The organism is Roseibium sp. RKSG952 (assembly GCF_009711355.1).
The window spans coordinates 423,435-441,187 of the sequence record NZ_SMMF01000963.1 but is presented as its reverse complement, the minus strand read 5'-3'; the positions used below and the strand labels follow the sequence as shown (position 1 = coordinate 441,187).

Genomic DNA, 17,753 nt, shown 5'->3' with positions numbered 1-17,753 from the left:
TCGCCCCGTTGTGGAGCCAAAGCCGAAAGGGTCAGGGCGCGTATTGGACGTTTGGTGATCTGACCGTCGGTTTCGAAGATATCATCCGGCTTTCCCGAAGCCTTCGGGAATGCACGGCCGGTGCCTGCAACTTCAAGGCCAACGCAGACGGGATGTTCAAACGATCCGAGCAGAGCTTCGGTCAGCGAAATGCTCTGAGAGCGCTCGCGCGGCCCGCCAAGCGCTTCCATTACGTGAAGCGAAGTATCGGCAAATCCGGTTTCGTTCAGATATGTCGCAAGCTCGGCAACAGCAGCCCCGTTGCGAAGCAAAATAATCGCACGCAGACCGGGGGCCAGATGGGGTCGTAAACGGGTCAGAGGGGCGGCATGCAATCCAAATGTCAGCGTGCCTTCCAAAGGCCAGCCAAGCCGTGCGGCTGCCAGTGAAAAGGTCGATTGACCAGGAAGTGCCGTCCATTCTCCCGGCTCGAAGTGGCGCGCAATGACTGAGCCTGCACCGAACCAAAACGGATCGCCCGATGCCAAAACGACCGTCCTGCGCCCCTTCTGTTTGCTCAGTAATGGCAGGCCGTCAGAAAACGGAACCGGCCATTCGATGCGCTCAGCATTTGATTCAGGGATCAATGATAGATGCCGGGGTGGGCCCATGATGACTTCGGCGCGTTCCAGCACTTGACGGCTTGCGGGCGACAGGCCATCCAGTCCATCTTCACCCAACCCCAGAACGGTCAGCCAGGGAGTATCAGTCATGTCCCACCTCCTGATCCTTGGTGGCACCACCGAGGCCAATGCATTGTCCAAGGCGGTGGCTGAAAAAGGTATCACAGCAACCTATTCTTATGCGGGCAGGGTAGACAATCCGCGTCCGCAACCCCTGCCGGTCCGCGTCGGTGGATTTGGCGGTGCCGAGGGGCTGGCGCGCTATATACGTGATCATGGGATCAGCCATGTCGTTGACGCGACGCATCCCTTTGCAGCCCAGATGAGCCACAACGCCTATAGGGCCTGCAGTGACGCTGGTGTGAGCCTGGCCGCCCTGACGCGTGCAGCCTGGGTTGAGCAGGAGGGGGACCAATGGCAGCGCGTTGCCAGTATCGATGCTGCAGTCGCTGCACTGAACGGAGCTGACAAACGCGTGTTTTTGGCTGTTGGTCGCATGCACCTTGAGGACTTTGCCGCCCAACCTCAGCATCATTACCTGCTGCGGTTGGTTGATGAACCGAATGAATTGCCGCTGCCGAATTGCGAGGTCGTGGTATCGCGTGGACCATTTTCGCTGGACGATGATCTTGCGCTGATGAAGCGGCACGGAACTGAGCTGGTTGTGTCCAAGAACGCAGGCGGCACCGGTGCGCGCGCCAAGCTGGATGCCGCGCGAGCGCTGGGCGTGCCGGTGCTTATGATCGACCGTCCCGCCCTGCCGCAGCGGACGGAATTGTCGAGTGTCGCACAGGTTCTGGACTGGTTGTCTCATTCCGGGGTGAACCTCGGGGTGTAGACGATCGGGGTGCCATCCCTTTCGATGACACGGGTGCGGGAGGAACCGACAATCACTACGGTCTGCATGTCAGCCATGTCAGGTGTTGCGTCGGCCAATGTCGAGATACGGATTGCCTCATCGGCACGAGAGACGGCGCGCGCAAACAGGATCAGGCGTTCCGGTTCGCATTCTTCACGCAGGATTTCCAGTGTCTTTACAAAACCCTCTGGGCGGGACTTCGAGCGCGGGTTGTAGAACGCCATCGAGAAATCGGCCTGCGCTGCAAGGCGCAGACGCTTTTCGATCAGTGACCACGGTTTGAGGTTGTCACTCAGATTGATCGCGCAGAAATCATGACCCATCGGAGCACCGGCCCGGGCTGAGGCTGCAAGCATTGCGGTAATGCCGGGAAGGACATCAACTTGGATGTTGCGCCATTCGTCCGGACCATTCTCCAGCGCTTCGAATACCGCCGCTGCCATCGCAAAAACACCCGGATCCCCCGAGGAGACCACGACGACGCGCTTACCTTCCGCAGCCATTTGCAAAGCGTGCTGAGACCGGTCAATCTCGACCCGGTTGTCACTTGCGTGCAGGGTTAGTCCTTCGCGTTCTGCCACACGTGCAACGTATGGAATATAACCAACCACATCCGTAGCGTCGGCGAGCGCCGCAGTAACCTCTGGCGTCACAAGTGCTTCGTCACCCGGACCAAGGCCTGCAATCTTGACCCATCCGCTCATGGCCGTCGTCCCTGCCCATGTACGATGATGATCGAGAAATAGGGCGTAAGCCCTTCGCAATTCTCCGAAAGCTTGCAAACCCTTTGGTTTGGCATCTGGGCATACTCAACGATCCAGGCACGGTCGTACAAACCAGAGGCCTGCAATGACCGTTTCACCTTGTCGATATTACGGCCGATCTTCATCACCACCAGCGCGTCTGTCTGCGCCATACGTCTGGTCAGCTCTTCCTCGGGCAGCGTGCCAACCAGAACGGTCAGAACATCATCGCCCCAGGTGATTGGATCTCCGGTTGCAGTCCATGCACCCGACATGCCGGTGATTGCAGGAACGACCTCGACCGGAGCTTGTTCGCGCAGACGGGAATAAAGATGCATGAACGAGCCGTAGAAGAATGGGTCGCCTTCGCACAGAACAACGACATCTTCACCCTGATCAGACAGAGCTTTCAGATGCGCAGTGCACGCTTCGTAAAACTCGGCAAGCAGTTCATTATAGCGAGGATCAGACAGAGGGATCTCGGTCGTGACCGGATATTCCATAGGAAATTCATTCGCATCACCGGGGATCATCCCGTTTACGATATTGCGTGCCTGACCGCTGCGGCCCGGTTTGCGAAAGAACGCCACATGTTTAGCATTTCGCAACAGTCGATCGGCTCGGACACTCATCAGGTCCGGATCGCCGGGGCCGAGACCCACGCCGTATATCTTGCCCACGCTCATTCGGCGCGGCTCGCGATGGCGTTGACTGCTGCAACGGTGATGGCGCTGCCTCCCAACCGGCCTTTGACGATGCACGAGGGAACAGGTTGTGCTTCCCACAGGGCGTCTTTGGATTCTACTGCGCCGACAAATCCCACCGGACAACCGATGATGGCCGCCGGGCGAGGGCAGTCAGGGTCTTCAAGCATGTTCAGAAGATGAAACAACGCGGTTGGCGCGTTGCCGATCGCGACCAGCGCACCTTCCAGTTTTGGACGCCAAAGCTCCAGCGCGGCAGCCGAGCGGGTGTTGTTCATCTCAGCAGCCAGCGGACGCACACGTTCATCATGCAGAGTGCAGACAACTTCGTTGTCGGCGGGCAGTCGGAACCGTGTCACGCCTTCGCTGACCATACGGGCGTCGCACAGGATCGGCGCACCGTTTTCCAGCGCGGTGCGGGCAGTCGAGACGAAGTCAGGAGAAAAATGCACGAATTCTTCCAACCCGACCATGCCGGCCGCGTGGATCATGCGAACGGCAACCTGCTCCTCGTCGGCGTCAAACCGGGCCAGATCGGCTTCGGACCGGATGGTGGCAAAGCTCTCTTTGTAGATCGCCGCGCCATCGGTTTCGTATTCATAGGGCATCAGGTCAGGTCCATGGTCATAAGTGTTTCGGGGGTTAGCCCGCGCTGGATGGGCTCATCCCCCGCGCGGCCCTGTTTGACAAGATCAAATCGTCCTGCGCTACCAACCAGTGTGATATCCGCAGATCCCATACGGGCACATCCTTTCGTGCAGCCCGAGACATGCAGGCTGCCACTGACGCGCTGCGCCAGCTCGCGTGCGATGCCCCTGGTCTCAACTTCCGCCTGTGGGCAGAGTGGCGCGCCGGGGCAGGCGTCGGTAGTCATCAGCGGGTCAGTGCCGTCTGTAACGAAGTCGGGTGCAGATATCGCCGCCCCATCTTCCAGCAGGAACATACGCCAAGGTGTAACGCGCATGGCTACCGCACCAGATTTGCCGATCAGATCAGACAGCTGTTTCGCAGGCAACTGGCCGAACGGCGCGCCATAGACGGGGCCAAGTAGATATGTGCCTGGCTCTAACGGCTCACCAATTGCGCAAGGATGATCACCAAGCCACTGAGTCGGCAGCTGCCGGGATGAGATCAGGCGTGCCATGCGGCGGGTTTCGGGAGTGAAATGCGCTGAGAACCACACAGCGAGGTCGATCAATCGGTCTATTGCCTCACCCTCGGTCACGGAACGGCCCGTTTCGCAACCGTCAGCGCGCAGGATCAATCCGGCCTCTCCAAGCTCCAGTCGAATATCAGCCGAATCTCCGGCCAGCTGTCGCTTGGGCACTGTATCGATGGCAAAGCCGAACTTTGCGGGCAGGGCGGGGAGTTCTCCTAGCCTTTCTATCAATTCGTGTGCCAATCGAGCGGTCAGATCATCGGCTTGATAGAGCGGCGAGACCAGAATGTTGCGCCGCACTTCAATTCCCGGCTCAGCATCCAGCAGGTCCAGCGCTGTCAGCTTGGCCAACAGTGATCGATGATCCGCCTCGGCGACGCCCCGAAGTTGCAGGTTGGCGCGGTTAGTCAGGTCGATGGTGCCGTTGCCGAACCGCTCTGACAATTCACAAAGCCCCAGCGTCTGAGCTGCACTAAGCCGCGCCAGCCGGGGACGCACCCGCACCACCAGCCCGTCACCTGACATCATCGGTCGGTGTGCGCCGGGGCACCAACCCTGGACTACAGGTTTTGAGGAGCGGGCGCTCATCCCAGCCCCTCCAGATCAGCGCGGATTGAGTTCCGGCGTGTATTCCATAGCCCGGCCTCCAGCAGCGCACGGAACCGATCTTGCATAGCTTGATGCGCCTGAGGATTGGCCTCTTGCAGGAAGGCATCAACCTCTGCGTCGCCAAGAGTAGCGTCGTGGTACAGGTCGAACAGATGCGGCGCGACCGTTCCCGACAGATGTGCGAACGAGGCCATGTGATCCAGAGTGGCCGCAATCTCGGCAGCACCACGGAACCCGTGCCTTTGCATGCCTCCGATCCAGGCGGGATTTGCTGCACGGGCATGGACCACACGGCTGATTTCCTCGGGCAGAGTGCGCGCACGTGGATTTTCCGGGTTGGTATTGTCCAGATGATACAGCTGCGCGGTGCCACCGGTGATCTGCTTGGCAGCCGCAAACCCGGCCTCATGGGTGGCATAGTCATTGGCCAACAGAAGATCGGTTTCAGTCAGGTCCTGCAGGTGGACGAAACTGTCAGCGTTGGCGACCCGCTGGGTAATTCCGTCCTTGTCCTGTGCGATATGCTCGCCTTCCAGCGCGAATGAACTGGCGTCCAGCCAGGCCTGCCCGGCCTGTTCGCGCGCCTCATCAGTGTAAGTTTCGGACAGATGCGTCATGTTCAGGCCATAGCTGCCCGGTGCAGGACCATAGACCCGTGCCGCAGGCTCCTTCCCGGCATAGGGGTTCCAGTCGTGTGCTTCGTCACGTTCGCACAAGGCACGAACGGCCTGACCATAAAGCGCCGAGAGCGTTGGGAACACGTCACGGAACAGGCCCGACACACGTAGAGTGACATCCAAACGCGGGCGGCTGAGATCGGTAATCGGCAGCACCTCGATGCCGGAAACCCGCTCGGATCCCTTGTCCCAGACCGGTTTCACGCCCAGCAGGTGCAGGGCCATGGCGAATTCTTCGCCAGCAGTCCGCATGGTGGCAGAACCCCACAGGTCGACGATCAACCCCTTGGGATAATCGCCTTCTTCCTGCAGATGCCGGCGCACCAGTTCCTCGGCCAGTTTCACGCCTTGGGTGTATGCGGCACGGGTCGGAACCGAACGCGGGTCAGTTGTGTATAGGTTCCGCCCAGTGGGCAGCACATCCGAGCGTCCGCGATAGGGTGAGCCCGACGGCCCGGCCTCGATTCGTTTCCCGGCCAGTGCATCGATCAGGGCACTGCGTTCGGCATGGGCCGAAGGGGCAGGGTTGAAATTGCCCGTCACCTCTGGTACGCGGCCAAAGATATGCAGCCCGTCGCCAAATTGGCTTTCCTTGATGTCGCAGACAAAACGGTCGATGCGGGTGATTGCCTCGGCAGTGCAGGTAGCTTGATCCAGACCAAGGTCGCTTTCCAACCCAATGGCCTGAGCTTCGTCGCGGATATCTTCCTGCAAGCGGTCTCGGCGTTTAGGGTCAAGCCCGTCTGCGTTCGAGAACTCATCCAGCAGCGATTCAAGCCGAACCATCCGATCCGGCGTGCCACTTTCCTTCATCGGTGGTGGGATATGGCCCAGCGTGACCGCCCCGATCCGGCGCTTGGCCTGCGCGGCCTCGCCGGGGTCATTGACGATGAAGGGATAGATCACCGGAAGATCGCGGATCAGAACTTCTGGCCAGCACTCGTCGGAAAGGGCCACCGATTTGCCCGGCAGCCATTCCAGCGTGCCATGTGCGCCGATATGGATCAGCGCATCGGCACCAAGGCTTTTGCGCAGCCACAGATAGAACGCGACGTAGCTTTGGCGCGGGGTGCGCGACAGGTCATGGTAATCGTCATCGCGCAATTCAGGCGTGCCGCGTTCGGGTTGAAGCGCGACCAGCGCTTTGCCCCGGCGCACGGCAGTGAAGTGAAACGCGCCATCGGTGTATACTGGGTCATCTTCAGGGTTGCCCCAGACGGTTTTCAGATCTGAACGTAATTGCTCTGGCAACTGGGCAAGTGCGGTGAGGTAATCCTGCAGCGGCCACGAAATGCGGGCGCCCAGCAGAGTTTCGGCAATCGGCTCTGCGGGTGCAGTGTCATAGCCTTCACCCTGCAGATCGGCCAGCATCGCCTCGGCCGAGGCCAGTGCATCAAGGCCCACCGCATGGGCCATCTGCCAGTCCTTACCGGGATATGTGGACAGCACCAGAGCGGGCACCTGATCCGTTTTGGGTTTGTCGTGCAGGTTCAGCCAACCGGTCACACGGTCGATGATTGCTTCGATCCGTTCAGGTTCGGCCCGGTGGGCAAAGCGGGAATACTCAAGGTGGGGGTCGCGTTTGCCGGGCTCTTTGAAAGAGGCAATACCGGCCGAGATACGCCCATCCACTTCGGGCAATACCACGTGCATGGCGAGGTCGGCAGGCGAAAGACCGCGTTCCGCCTCAGCCCATGCTTTGCGGCGCGAGGTCGCCAGAGCAACCTGAAACACTGGCACATTAGCAGCGTCCAAGGGGGATGTCCCCGACGCGCCTTTGCCCGAGAATGAGGTGGCGTTGATGATCGCAGATGGGTTCAGGGCAACGACCTGTTTGCGCAGCCAGTCGGCTGCCGCGGGGGCTTTCAAAGATGGGGCGAACAGACCAACGGCTTGGTATCCACGGTCGCGCAGGCTGCGGATCAAAGCCGCGACCGGAGCGGTATCAGCAGAAGTCAGGTAAGCCCGGTAGAAGCTGACAAGGATACGCTTCGCATCGCCTGTAAATGCCTTCTCCACCGGGATCACGCCGCGATCCGGGCACCATGCGCCGCATTCGGGCAGGGTCTTGGCTCCCATCACCGGTCCCGCATACAGCCCCGCCGCCAGCGCCATCTGCGCCAATGCAGCTTGCGCGGCGACCTCTCCGCCGGTGTCACACAGATGGGCGAGCCGTCTCAGGGTTGAGACGGGCAGGGTGGAATAGTCATCCAGCCGCGTATCCTCGCGCCCGTCGGCAGGCAGAACCGCCAGCGCGATACCTTTGGTCTGTGCCAAAGCCAAAACCTGCTGCAGACCGTAGGACCAGTAGGGCACACCACCGATCAGGCGGATCAGAATACCCTTGGCCCCCTCAAGTGTCTGTTCGACATAGGTGTCGACGGACAGAGGGTGCTTCAACGCAGTCAGATTGGCCAGCCGCATCGACGGCATACGCCCTTCGGCCCCGCCACCGCGATGCCAGCCTGCCGCGAAAGCGCCAAGGTCGCTGTCTGAGAAGGACAGCACCACCAGATCCGCCGGGCTCTGGCCCAGATCGGTTGGGGTCTCGGTTTCTTCTAACCCGTGGCTTTCGCGGAAGACGACGTGCATGGCTTACTCGGCAGCCTCGGCTACACCTACGAGGATATCGCGGATCGCAGCCTCTTTGATGTCGTCATGCTCGGCAATCACGACCAGACGCGAGCGGCGCTCCTCGCCGGGTTCCCATGGACGGTCGTACTGGTGACGCACGCGGGCACCAACGGCCTGAACCAGCAGACGCATCGGTTTGCCCTGAACGGCGGCATAGCCTTTGACCCGCAGTATGTTCAGCTCATTGGCTAAACGTTCGATATTGGCAACTAGTTGGGCCGGGTCGGTCTGTTCCGGCAACTCAACAATGATGCTTTCGAAATCGTCATGCTCGTGATCGTGGTGTCCGTCGTGATGGCTTGGGCGGGCGTCCATGTCATCCTCGGCAGCGGCTTCGAGGCCCAGAACAACGCGTACGTCTACTGCGCCTTCGGCGACTTCTACCACAGGCAGCGGGCGAGGGGCCTCGGCTGCGATGATCTCTTTGGCCTTGGCAACACCCTCGGGACCGGCCAGATCGGGCTTGGTCAGCAGGATGATATCGGCGCAGGAGATCTGGTCCTCAAACACCTCGGACAGGGGCGTTTCATGGTCGATCGAGTCGTCAGCCAAGCGCTGTGCATCCACGGCTTCGACATTCGGAGCAAAGCGACCGGCGGCCACGGCCTCGGCATCGGCCAGAGCGATCACGCCGTCAACGGTGATCTTGGAACGGATATCCGGCCAGTCGAATGCCTTCAGCAGCGGCTTGGGCAGCGCGAGTCCGGAGGTTTCAATCAGGATGTGATCGGGACGCGGTTCCAGCGCCATCAGCGCTTCGATAGTTGGGATGAAATCATCGGCCACGGTGCAGCAGATGCAGCCATTTGCCAGTTCCATGATGTTTTCCGCCGGGCAATCGGGAATGGCGCAGGATTTCAGGATGTCGCCATCGACGCCAACGTCACCGAATTCATTGACAACAACGGCCAGACGTTTGCCCTGCGGGTTCTGCATCAGGTGCTTGACCAGTGTGGTTTTGCCCGAGCCCAGAAAGCCGGTGATTACAGTAACGGGAAGTTTTTCGAGGTTGCTCATTTCAGGGCTCCAATCGGGGGAATGCGGGCCGCACAGTTTTTGCGGAAATGTTCAGGGCGCTCGCGCCATTTCACAAGGCCGTCTTCGGTGGCGAGATATTTGGTGACGCCTTCGACGATGGTCTCGACGTGGTCGGTTTCGTTGAGGTTCTCATACACAAAGGTCCAGCGGGATGGTCCGCCACGCAGTACGATCGAACACCCCTGATCGCAGTTCGAAAGGCATTCAACGGCCTTAAGATCAATGCCATCTGGCAGCTCGGCCTCGGTCAGCGCTTTATGCAATAATGTGCCGGGGCGCTGGTCATCTTCCTCGATAGGAAGGCCACGCCGACAGGTGGTGCAGACCAGCAGTTCAACTGGTGTCGTCTCGGTCACGTCTCTCATCCCCCCTTCACGGTTTTCGGGGGACGGGGTATGCGCGGGCCTTGGCCCGACACCGGAACACCCCGTCCGGTCTGGTCTTCGGGCGTTGGCAGGTCTCCCGGCTTGCGGATGTCAGAGGTATCCTCTGGCAGGTGTCCTGCCTTCCCGGCCTGCAGGCCAGTGGCTTTGGGCACCTTCTCCGGTCACGGTCGCGGGGGCGGCTGCATTTGACGGCATTCCATACCGCTGATGCATTCCCTTTTCATCTGCTTGCACAGACACCAACGAAAGGGACATGCGGCAAGCAAAGGGGCGTTGTCAAGCGAATGGAGGCGCTCTCAGATCACCGAGATGGAAAAGCGACTTGCAGTGGTCAGTCAGCGGCATCCGCTTTGATCCGTTCTTGCAACCAGGTCTCAAAGAGGCGGGCAGAGGCCGTCGGGCGGGTCGCGCCGTCTGAGCGGATCAGGTAATGGGACTGAGCAAAGGGAATCGGTGGTCCGGCGATCTGCAGGGGCGCACCCTGCGCAATCGCATTCCGGGCAAAGCGTTCAAGGATTGTGGCGTAGCCTGCTCCCGCCATCACAAGTTGCAACGCGGTGACCGTGGTATCTGCCGAATATTGCGACTGAAGTTCGGGCTGGTGAATGCCATGCGCTTCAAAGTATCGCGCCCAGTTGTCTTCATACCCAAGGATATGGATCAGAGGACTTTCACGGAACTCTGCCTTGCTTGGCGCTGTGGTGCCGGATCTGCAAACCGGAACAAGGAATTCATCCGAAAGTTTCTCTGCCCTGAGCCCCGGCCAGTCGCCATAGCCCAGACGAATATCGATATCCACATCGCTGGAACCCATGGTGTCATTCCAGATGTGAGTCACCAATCGCACAGGGATGTCGGGATGTTGGCTGGCGAATTCAGGTAGTTCGGCAGCCAGCCAATAAGTCATGGTTGAAATTGCCGCGCGAATGGTCAGCGTCTGCTGAGACGCTGGGCCAAACAAACTGTTGGTCGAAAGGGTTATGTCAGACAGAGCGCGCCGAACGGTCAAAGCATAGGATTGGCCAAGCTCGGTCAATTCCAGTCGTCTTGCCTGCCGAGTGAAAAGAGGTTGGCCCAACTCGGCTTCCAATGAACGGATATGCAGGGATACTGCGGTTTGTGTCAGACCCAGCTCTTGCGCGGTTGCAGTGAAATTCAGATGCCGAGCGGCAGCTTCGAAACTACGCAGCCAAGAGGGGTTTGGTAGACGATCCATTTATCACCAAAAATTTTTGCCCATAAGCTCGATTATTATTCGTTTCATTTGCAGGTTATCAAGGAGGATACTCCGCGTGAAAACGGTTCGGGCATAGCCCATAGGGAGGATTCGCAATGAAGGTTGGATTTATCGGTCTGGGGAATGTGGGGGGTAAGCTCTCGGGTTCGTTGCTGCGCAACGGGGTTGATTTGACAGTTCATGATCTGAACCCGGATCTGGTTGCTGAATTTGTTGCGCAGGGTGCCAAGGCTGCTGAAGGTCCGACGCAACTGATGCGGGATTGTGATGCGGTTATCACCTGCTTGCCATCCCCTGCGGCATCGGATGCCGTGATGCAGGAAATGCTGCCAGAGGTTGGTCCGGGCAAGATCTGGATGGAGATGTCCACCACAGATGAGGCCGAGGTGAAACGGTTGGGTGCCATGGTGATCGAACGCGGTGGCGCCGCAGTAGATTGCCCTGTTTCCGGGGGATGCCATCGCGCAGCTACGGGCAATATTTCGATTTTTGCCGGATGTGACCGCGCAACATTTGAACGGATTTTGCCCTTTCTGACGACCATGGGGCGCCGCATTCTGCATACAGGTGAGCTGGGATCTGCTTCGGTTCTGAAGGTGCTGACCAACTATCTGGCCACCGCCAACCTGATCACCTGTGCCGAAGCCCTGGTCACTGCCAAGGCTGCAGGGATGGATCTGAATACGACCTATGAAGCGATCAAGATCTCATCAGGAACCTCATTTGTGCATGAAACCGAAAGTCAGGTCATCCTGAATGGATCACGTGATATCTCGTTTACAATGGATCTTGTGAAAAAGGATATCGGGCTGTTTCAGGAGGTCGCAGATCGTGCCGGGGTGCCGTTGGAGATGAACCCGGTGATGATCAAGATTTTCGAGGACGGAATTGCCCGGTATGGTGACCGCGAGCTGTCGCCCAATATCATCAGACGACTGGAAGATGCCACCGGACTGGATATTCGTGCACCGGGTTTCCCGACCGAAATGCTGGATGATGAGCCGGAAGAACCGGGGTACGAGGTGGTCCCCCAGGGGCGCTAGAGCGCATAGATCAACATAGGTCTGGGCGCTTCGGCCTTACGATTTAGTGATCGGATGATAGTTGAGAGGGTTCTACCAATAAGCCGTGTTTTTGAACGCTTCGGCGCACTGTGATGGCCCTTTCAAAGGCGCAAGGTCCTGATCCGAAAGAGACTGTGCCAGCCACCCTTGGGGATATTGAAGCTTCATGGGTGGCTGGGCTTGCTGCTCGGTAATCTGTTCAAAACCAACTTTGGAATAGTAGTTCGGATCGCCATAGGTGATCACCACATCAACGCCGCGCCCGCGCAGATCGCTCAGCCCGAACGTCAGGAGCTTTTGTCCAACGCCTTTCCCTTGCTGGTCTGTTGCAACGGCCACAGGGGACAACATGAATACGGTGCGGTCATCCTGCTCATACTCGAGGCGGGTAAAAATTATGCACCCAGTAAGAGTGCCACCATTTGTGGCAGTGAAGACATACATGTCACCAGGTTTGGTCTTTGCCAGAATGTCTTTCACCAGCCCTGCGATCAGTTGACCTTCCTCATCACCTTCGGAGGCTGCGAAAACAGCTCCGAAAAACTCGATAATTTCGTCGTGTCTGCCATTGGTATGGCGGGAGTAGTCCATGTCGCACCTCAATTCTGACGGTCATTGGTTCAGCCGGAACCCTTGGTCATTTAGCTGGGTATTTCACCCATATGACTCGACATGGTAAAGGTGAAAGATTATTTAGAACAAATACAGAACATTTGGTGTTGGGCATGCTCAGAGGGGTGCAAAAACGCGTTGCTTCGCTATGGTTCTTCCGGTTGTCCAGCGACCGGGTTCTCAGGGCGAATCCGGTTCAGGGGCCGTTCGCCCTTACCCTCAAGCAGAACAATGCCAACCGCATCTATTGTCTGAATGGCGAAGCCGAGCGTCAGGGCCTGCACAGCGGCATGCCTTATGCGGATGCCCGTGCGTTTTGTCCTGACTTGCAAAGCCAGCCTGCCGATCTGCAGGGCGATGTGCAGTTCCTGCATATCCTGCGGCGCTGGGCGACGCGCTATTGCCCCTGGGTGGGGCTGGAGGGGCGGGATGGGCTGGTTCTGGATGTGACCGGTTCCGCGCATCTGTTTGGCGGGGAACCCATGATGCTGGCGGATATGCGCAGGCGACTGGCACGGGTCGGGCTGTCGGTGCGGATCGGACTGGCCGATACGCGTGGCGCGGCTTGGGCATTGGCACATTACCAAGAGGGCGTGGCCGCCCGGGGTGATACCCTGAATGCGATAGGGGCGTTGCCTGTAGCGGCATTGCGGCTGCAGGAGGATACGTCGGTTGCTTTGCAACGGCTGGGACTGCGCAGGATTTCGGATCTTGCAGCAACATCACGTGCGCCGCTGGCCCGGCGTTTGGGGCCGGAACTGCTGATGCGTCTGGATCAGGCGCTTGGGGCGCAGCCTGAAGAGATTTCGCCATTGGCTGATCCACCACGATATGGCGTGCGTCTGACCTTGCCGGAACCGATTGGGCTGGTGTCGGATGTCAGGGCGGGGGTCGAGCGGCTGCTGGAACAGCTCTGTGCGAAGCTTAAGGCACAGGAGGTCGGCGCGCGTCGGCTTTGCCTGACACTTGATCGTGTGGATCACGACAGCCAGACAGTCGAATTGCGTCTGGCCCGACCGTTGCGTGATCCGAACCGGATACTCCCACTTTTTGAACGCGGGATTGGAGAGGTCGATGCCGGTTTTGGTATCGACCGGATGCGGATTGAGGCCACACAGGTCGAGGCGCAGCCGGTACAGCAGATCAGCCACGTCTCAGCGGGGCGTGTGGATCAGGTGTATGATCTGATTACCCGGATCGGAAACCGCATCGGGCTGGAGAACGTTCACCGGTACCTGCCTGCGGACAGTCATATACCCGAGCGCAGCTCCATTCTGGCCCCGGCAGCCTATTCTGAGCCGGGCGGCGCATGGGTGGCTTTGCGTCCGCGGCCTTTGCGTCTTTTCCCGCCCGAGCCGATTTCCGGGGCGGGATCACGTCCGCCGCAGAGGTTTCGCTGGCGGCGTATGGCGCTTTCAATCGAGCGTGCCACGGGACCGGAACGCATCGCCCCTGAATGGTGGCTGGAGGATGAGAACTGGCGTTCGGGAGTTCGTGATTACTGGCGGGTTCAGACACGGCAGGGATGGCGGCTCTGGCTGTTTTATACCCCGCAAAATCCGGGCTGGTTTGTGCAGGGAGAGTTCGCATGACCGAGGCGAACCGCACACATCGCCCGGTTGAGGTATCTCATCAGGACATGCTCAGTCCTCACACGGATCGTTTGGGATATGCCGAACTTTGCGTGACGACCAACTTCACCTTTTTGACCGGTGCTTCGCACCCCGAAGAACTGGTTACGCGCGCTGCGACGCTGGGTTTGGCTGCACTCGCTATCACCGACCGGAATTCTCTGGCTGGCGTAGTGCGGGCCTGGACTGCTCTGAAAGAACTGAAGCGTGAGGCGGAAGAAGCGATCAAAATCCGGTCCCAACACCGGGTCGATTCCTGTTCAAGACAGGAGGTCGGCAATCCGCAGCCCATTGCCAATCCTGGGACGGTTCATGTGCCGCGACTGATTGTCGGTTGCCGTCTGGTTTTGCAGGATAGTTCGGTCGATTGGGTGGCGCTGCCGCGTGATCGGGCAGCGTATCAACGACTGACCCGTCTGCTGACATTGGGCAAACGGCGCGCCCAAAAAGGGGAGTGTCATCTGGATCTCAGGGATATGCTTGAGGCCTGCAAGGGCATGATCCTGATTGCTTTGCCGCAAGGTGAGTTAATGGATGCCACCCGGGACATCCAAAAAGTACGACGACGGTTTCCCAACCACGTCTTTCTGGGGGCGGCACCATGTTATGACGGCAGTGATCAGGCCTATATTGCTGCTTGTGCGCGGCTGGCTCAGCGGACCTCGGCCCCCATGGTCGCGGTGGGCGATGTGCTTATGCACCATGCCAGCCGCAAGCAACTGGCAGATGTTCTGACCTGTATGCGCGAAGGCATCACCATTGACGATATAGGCACACGTGCCCTGCCTAACGCCGAACGGCGGCTGAAAGGGGCAGCTGATATGGCGCGCCTTTTTCGCGACCATCCCGGTACCCTGCGTCGCACGCTGGAGATCGCCGACAAGTGCAGTTTTGATCTGGGTGAATTGTCCTATGAATATCCTGACGAAATCGGTCTGGGCGAGGAGCCACAGGAGCGGCTGGAACGGCTGGCTCATGATGGGTTGAAACGGCGCTATCCCGGTGGCGCGCCGGATAAGGCCCTGAACCTCATGAAAAAGGAGCTGGAACTGGTCCGCGATCTGGGCTTTCCGGCTTACTTCCTGACCGTGCATGACATTGTACAGTTCGCCCGATCAGAGGGCATCCTGTGTCAGGGGAGAGGCTCCGCCGCAAATTCGATCCTCTGTTACCTCTTGGGTATCACTGATGTCAGCCCCGATCAGATCACCATGGTGTTTGAACGCTTTGTGTCAAAATACCGGGGAGAGCCGCCGGATATCGACGTGGATTTTGAACATGAACGGCGCGAAGAGGTGATCCAGTGGATATATGAAAAATATGGCCGCCACCGGGCGGGGTTGTGTGCCACGGTCATCCATTTCCGTTCCCGGGCAGCCATTCGCGAAGTGGGCAAGGTGATGGGGTTGTCTCAGGACGTGACGGCTGGTTTGTCTGGCCAGATCTGGGGCATGACCAATGGCGGGGTCGATCCCGAACGGATACGCGAACTGGGCCTTGATCCCGGTGACCGGCGCCTGATGCAAACCATTCGCCTGATCGGTGAAGTCATCGGGTTCCCCCGTCACCTGTCACAGCATGTCGGCGGTTTTGTTATCACCAAGGGACGGTTGGACGAGATGTGCCCCATCGAGAACGCGGCGATGGAGGACCGTACGGTCATCGAATGGGACAAGGATGACATCGACGCGCTTGGCATCCTCAAGGTCGATGTGCTCGGCCTGGGAATGCTCAGTTGCGTGAGGAAGGCATTCGGTCTGCTGCAGCAGCACGAGGGGCAATCACTTACCATCGCTTCGGTTCCACAAGGGGATGAAGCCACCTATGACATGCTTTGTCGGGCTGATGCCATCGGTGTGTTTCAGGTGGAAAGCCGGGCGCAGATGAATTTTCTGCCCCGAATGCGCCCACGTATCTTTTACGATCTGGTGATTGAAGTCGCTATCGTTCGACCCGGCCCGATTCAGGGGGGGATGGTGCAGCCCTACATCAAGCGTCGCCAGGGATTGGAAGAGGTCAGCTATCCCTCGGAAGAACTGCGGGAGGTTATGGCAAAAACTCTTGGTGTTCCGTTGTTTCAGGAACAGGCGATGCAGATCGCAGTGGTTGCCGCAGGATTTACGCCAGAGGAAGCAGACCGTCTGCGCCGGTCTCTCGCCTCTTTTCGCAGAATGGGAACCATAGGTACGTTTCGGGATAAGTTCATCGCAGGAATGCTTGCCAACGGCTACGATATGGATTTTGCCGAGCGCTGTTTTTCACAGATTGAAGGCTTTGCCGATTATGGTTTTCCGGAAAGCCATGCCGCTGCCTTTGCAATGCTTGCTTATGTTTCGGCCTGGCTGAAATGTCACCATCCTGCGGTATTTGCCTGTGCTCTGCTGAACTCCCAACCGATGGGGTTTTATGCGCCGGCCCAGATTGTGCGGGATGCGCGCGAACATGGGGTCGAAGTGCGCCCGATCTGCGTCAACAGCAGTCAGTGGGACAACATTTTGGAGCGTCGTGCGGATGGAGGGTTGGCGTTGCGGTTGGGGTTCCGCCAGATCAAAGGGTTCAAAGAAGAGGAGGCAGGCTGGATCGTGGCAGCCCGGGGCAACGGATACCACGATCCGCAAAGCCTCTGGCTGCGGGCAGGGCTGATCCCTGCGACTCTGGCGCGCTTGGCCGAAGCCGATACGTTCGCTGATATGGGTCTGACCAGGCGCGAGGCGCTCTGGCATGTCAAATCCATCCGGAGCCAGAAACCACTGCCACTGTTTAACGACCCGATTGACGGAGAAAGTATCGCAGAAGCTGAGGTGAATTTACCGATGATGCATTTGGGGGAAGAGGTCGTCGAAGATTACGTCTCGACTCGACTGACTCTGCGAGCGCATCCAATGGAACTTCTGCGTCCATCCCTGCCGGGGCTTATCGCCCACAACTCTCTGCACAAGATTCCGCTCGGGCGTTATAGCGTGTGCGGACTGGTCATCACCCGCCAGCGACCCGGTACGGCCTCGGGCGTGATCTTTCTGACACTTGAGGATGAAACCGGCGTCAGCAATGTGGTGGTCTGGCCCAAGGTGTATGAGCAGTTTCGCCGCATCGTTATGGGGGGACGGCTTTTGCAGGTGACCGGATATCTGCAGCGTGAAGGCATTGTTGTACACCTGATCGCGCAGGATATCAGGGACATGTCGCACAAGCTGTCAGAACTGGGGCATCCGATGGACGATGCGATTGGTATAACTCAACCTCATGCCGATGATGCGCCGCGTGCCAATCGTGCGCCACCGCGGGCACGTCACCCGCGTGAACAGGCCAAGCGTCTCTTCCCAAGTCGGGATTTCCATTAGGGCGAGCACTTAAATTACTGCAGGCGCCAAGAATTCTGGCTTACCATATCTAAAGCGCACGATTTCCTCTAACGCATTCAAGTTCGAACATAGAGTGCTTGCCGAAGACAAAATGAAAGCGATGCGGCTTGAATCACTCTGGAACCACCTGTAGCTCGCAACCAAAAAGGGAAGCTCAAATCAAGTAGCCGAAACACCCATGCTAATGCGTTGAGTTTCTTGAGGTTAAGTGGAGGCGAGTACCGGAATCGAACCGGTGTACACGGATTTGCAATCCGCTGCGTCACCACTCCGCCAACTCGCCTTTTCAAGTAAAATCAAATACTTGCCGTGGTGTGACAGGCGTTCTAACAGCTTTCGATACAGACGTCCAGTGGGTCGGCGCAAAATAGACGGA

Annotated in this window: 14 protein-coding genes, 1 tRNA gene and 1 riboswitch; of the genes, 4 read left to right on the top strand and 11 right to left on the bottom strand. The window is 58.6% G+C overall.

The annotated features are described in order from the left end of the window. Window positions 1–752 (bottom strand): precorrin-6y C5,15-methyltransferase (decarboxylating) subunit CbiE (gene cbiE / locus E1297_RS48320; RefSeq protein ID WP_155151953.1); only part of this gene is annotated, 752 nt, incomplete at its 3' end. On the opposite strand from cbiE, the gene E1297_RS48315 reads away from it, so the two are divergent. Next, on the top strand, window positions 751–1,500 hold the full coding sequence (locus E1297_RS48315) for a cobalt-precorrin-6A reductase (RefSeq protein WP_155151682.1): 750 nt from the start codon (window positions 751–753) through the stop codon (window positions 1,498–1,500). The two genes, cbiE and E1297_RS48315, sit on opposite strands and share 2 nt — an antisense overlap. Here the strand turns inward: E1297_RS48315 and cobJ are convergent. The 8 genes from cobJ to E1297_RS48275 form a co-directional block, all read right to left on the bottom strand. Beyond that, window positions 1,473–2,225 (bottom strand): precorrin-3B C(17)-methyltransferase, encoded by a 753-nt coding sequence (gene cobJ / locus E1297_RS48310; RefSeq protein ID WP_155151679.1) that lies wholly within the window; start codon window positions 2,223–2,225, stop codon window positions 1,473–1,475. The two genes, E1297_RS48315 and cobJ, sit on opposite strands and share 28 nt — an antisense overlap. Continuing rightward, window positions 2,222–2,944 (bottom strand): precorrin-2 C(20)-methyltransferase, encoded by a 723-nt coding sequence (locus E1297_RS48305; protein ID WP_368669882.1) that lies wholly within the window; start codon window positions 2,942–2,944, stop codon window positions 2,222–2,224. The genes cobJ and E1297_RS48305 overlap by 4 nt, the downstream gene beginning before the upstream one ends. 2 nt (window positions 2,945–2,946) lie before the next feature. Continuing rightward, entirely contained in the window at window positions 2,947–3,576 is a 630-nt protein-coding gene (locus E1297_RS48300) for a precorrin-8X methylmutase (protein WP_155151673.1), read from the bottom strand. Further along, entirely contained in the window at window positions 3,576–4,715 is a 1,140-nt protein-coding gene (locus E1297_RS48295) for a cobalamin biosynthesis protein CobG (RefSeq protein ID WP_155151670.1), read from the bottom strand. The genes E1297_RS48300 and E1297_RS48295 overlap by 1 nt, the downstream gene beginning before the upstream one ends. Beyond that, on the bottom strand, window positions 4,712–8,005 hold the full coding sequence (gene cobN / locus E1297_RS48290) for a cobaltochelatase subunit CobN (protein WP_155151669.1): 3,294 nt from the start codon (window positions 8,003–8,005) through the stop codon (window positions 4,712–4,714). The genes E1297_RS48295 and cobN overlap by 4 nt, the downstream gene beginning before the upstream one ends. 3 nt (window positions 8,006–8,008) lie before the next feature. Further along, window positions 8,009–9,064 (bottom strand): cobalamin biosynthesis protein CobW, encoded by a 1,056-nt coding sequence (gene cobW, locus E1297_RS48285; RefSeq protein WP_155151666.1) that lies wholly within the window; start codon window positions 9,062–9,064, stop codon window positions 8,009–8,011. Then, window positions 9,061–9,441 carry a DUF1636 family protein gene (locus E1297_RS48280; RefSeq protein ID WP_368669878.1) on the bottom strand — a complete coding sequence of 127 codons (381 nt, stop codon included), beginning with the start codon at window positions 9,439–9,441 and terminating at the stop codon, window positions 9,061–9,063. Before E1297_RS48280 ends, cobW begins: the two co-directional genes overlap by 4 nt. A gap of 78 nt (window positions 9,442–9,519) precedes the next feature. Next, window positions 9,520–9,730, bottom strand: a riboswitch (cobalamin riboswitch). A 72-nt stretch (window positions 9,731–9,802) separates the two neighbouring features. Next, window positions 9,803–10,687: a LysR substrate-binding domain-containing protein gene (locus E1297_RS48275; RefSeq protein WP_155151660.1), complete on the bottom strand. Its 885-nt coding sequence runs from the start codon at window positions 10,685–10,687 to the stop codon at window positions 9,803–9,805. Between the two features lie 116 nt (window positions 10,688–10,803). On the opposite strand from E1297_RS48275, the gene E1297_RS48270 reads away from it, so the two are divergent. Beyond that, the gene (locus E1297_RS48270) at window positions 10,804–11,751 is read left to right on the top strand and encodes an NAD(P)-dependent oxidoreductase (protein WP_155151658.1); all 948 of its coding nucleotides are present in this window, start codon (window positions 10,804–10,806) and stop codon (window positions 11,749–11,751) included. Window positions 11,752–11,823: 72 nt separating this feature from the next. Here E1297_RS48270 and E1297_RS48265 read toward each other — a convergent pair whose 3' ends face one another. Continuing rightward, on the bottom strand, window positions 11,824–12,363 hold the full coding sequence (locus E1297_RS48265) for a GNAT family N-acetyltransferase (RefSeq protein WP_155151655.1): 540 nt from the start codon (window positions 12,361–12,363) through the stop codon (window positions 11,824–11,826). Window positions 12,364–12,497: 134 nt separating this feature from the next. On the opposite strand from E1297_RS48265, the gene E1297_RS48260 reads away from it, so the two are divergent. Then, on the top strand, window positions 12,498–13,976 hold the full coding sequence (locus E1297_RS48260; RefSeq protein ID WP_155151652.1) for a DNA polymerase Y family protein: 1,479 nt from the start codon (window positions 12,498–12,500) through the stop codon (window positions 13,974–13,976). Then, the gene (locus E1297_RS48255) at window positions 13,973–17,356 is read left to right on the top strand and encodes an error-prone DNA polymerase (RefSeq protein ID WP_155151650.1); all 3,384 of its coding nucleotides are present in this window, start codon (window positions 13,973–13,975) and stop codon (window positions 17,354–17,356) included. Before E1297_RS48260 ends, E1297_RS48255 begins: the two co-directional genes overlap by 4 nt. A 230-nt stretch (window positions 17,357–17,586) precedes the next feature. Here the strand turns inward: E1297_RS48255 and E1297_RS48250 are convergent. Continuing rightward, window positions 17,587–17,660 (bottom strand) — tRNA-Cys (locus E1297_RS48250). Between the last annotated feature and the right edge of the window lie 93 nt (window positions 17,661–17,753).

Bases quoted from the DNA above. Each gene is read 5' to 3' on its own strand.
- cobN (WP_155151669.1), bottom strand. From the start codon at position 8,005: ATGCACGTCGTCTTCCGCGAAAGCCACGGGTTAGAAGAAACCGAGACC.
- E1297_RS48315 (WP_155151682.1), top strand. From the start codon at position 751: ATGTCCCACCTCCTGATCCTTGGTGGCACCACCGAGGCCAATGCATTG.
- cobW (WP_155151666.1), bottom strand. From the start codon at position 9,064: ATGAGCAACCTCGAAAAACTTCCCGTTACTGTAATCACCGGCTTTCTG.
- E1297_RS48260 (WP_155151652.1), top strand. From the start codon at position 12,498: ATGCTCAGAGGGGTGCAAAAACGCGTTGCTTCGCTATGGTTCTTCCGG.
- cobJ (WP_155151679.1), bottom strand. From the start codon at position 2,225: ATGAGCGGATGGGTCAAGATTGCAGGCCTTGGTCCGGGTGACGAAGCA.
- E1297_RS48255 (WP_155151650.1), top strand. From the start codon at position 13,973: ATGACCGAGGCGAACCGCACACATCGCCCGGTTGAGGTATCTCATCAG.
- E1297_RS48300 (WP_155151673.1), bottom strand. From the start codon at position 3,576: ATGCCCTATGAATACGAAACCGATGGCGCGGCGATCTACAAAGAGAGC.
- E1297_RS48295 (WP_155151670.1), bottom strand. From the start codon at position 4,715: ATGAGCGCCCGCTCCTCAAAACCTGTAGTCCAGGGTTGGTGCCCCGGC.
- E1297_RS48265 (WP_155151655.1), bottom strand. From the start codon at position 12,363: ATGGACTACTCCCGCCATACCAATGGCAGACACGACGAAATTATCGAG.
- E1297_RS48270 (WP_155151658.1), top strand. From the start codon at position 10,804: ATGAAGGTTGGATTTATCGGTCTGGGGAATGTGGGGGGTAAGCTCTCG.
- E1297_RS48275 (WP_155151660.1), bottom strand. From the start codon at position 10,687: ATGGATCGTCTACCAAACCCCTCTTGGCTGCGTAGTTTCGAAGCTGCC.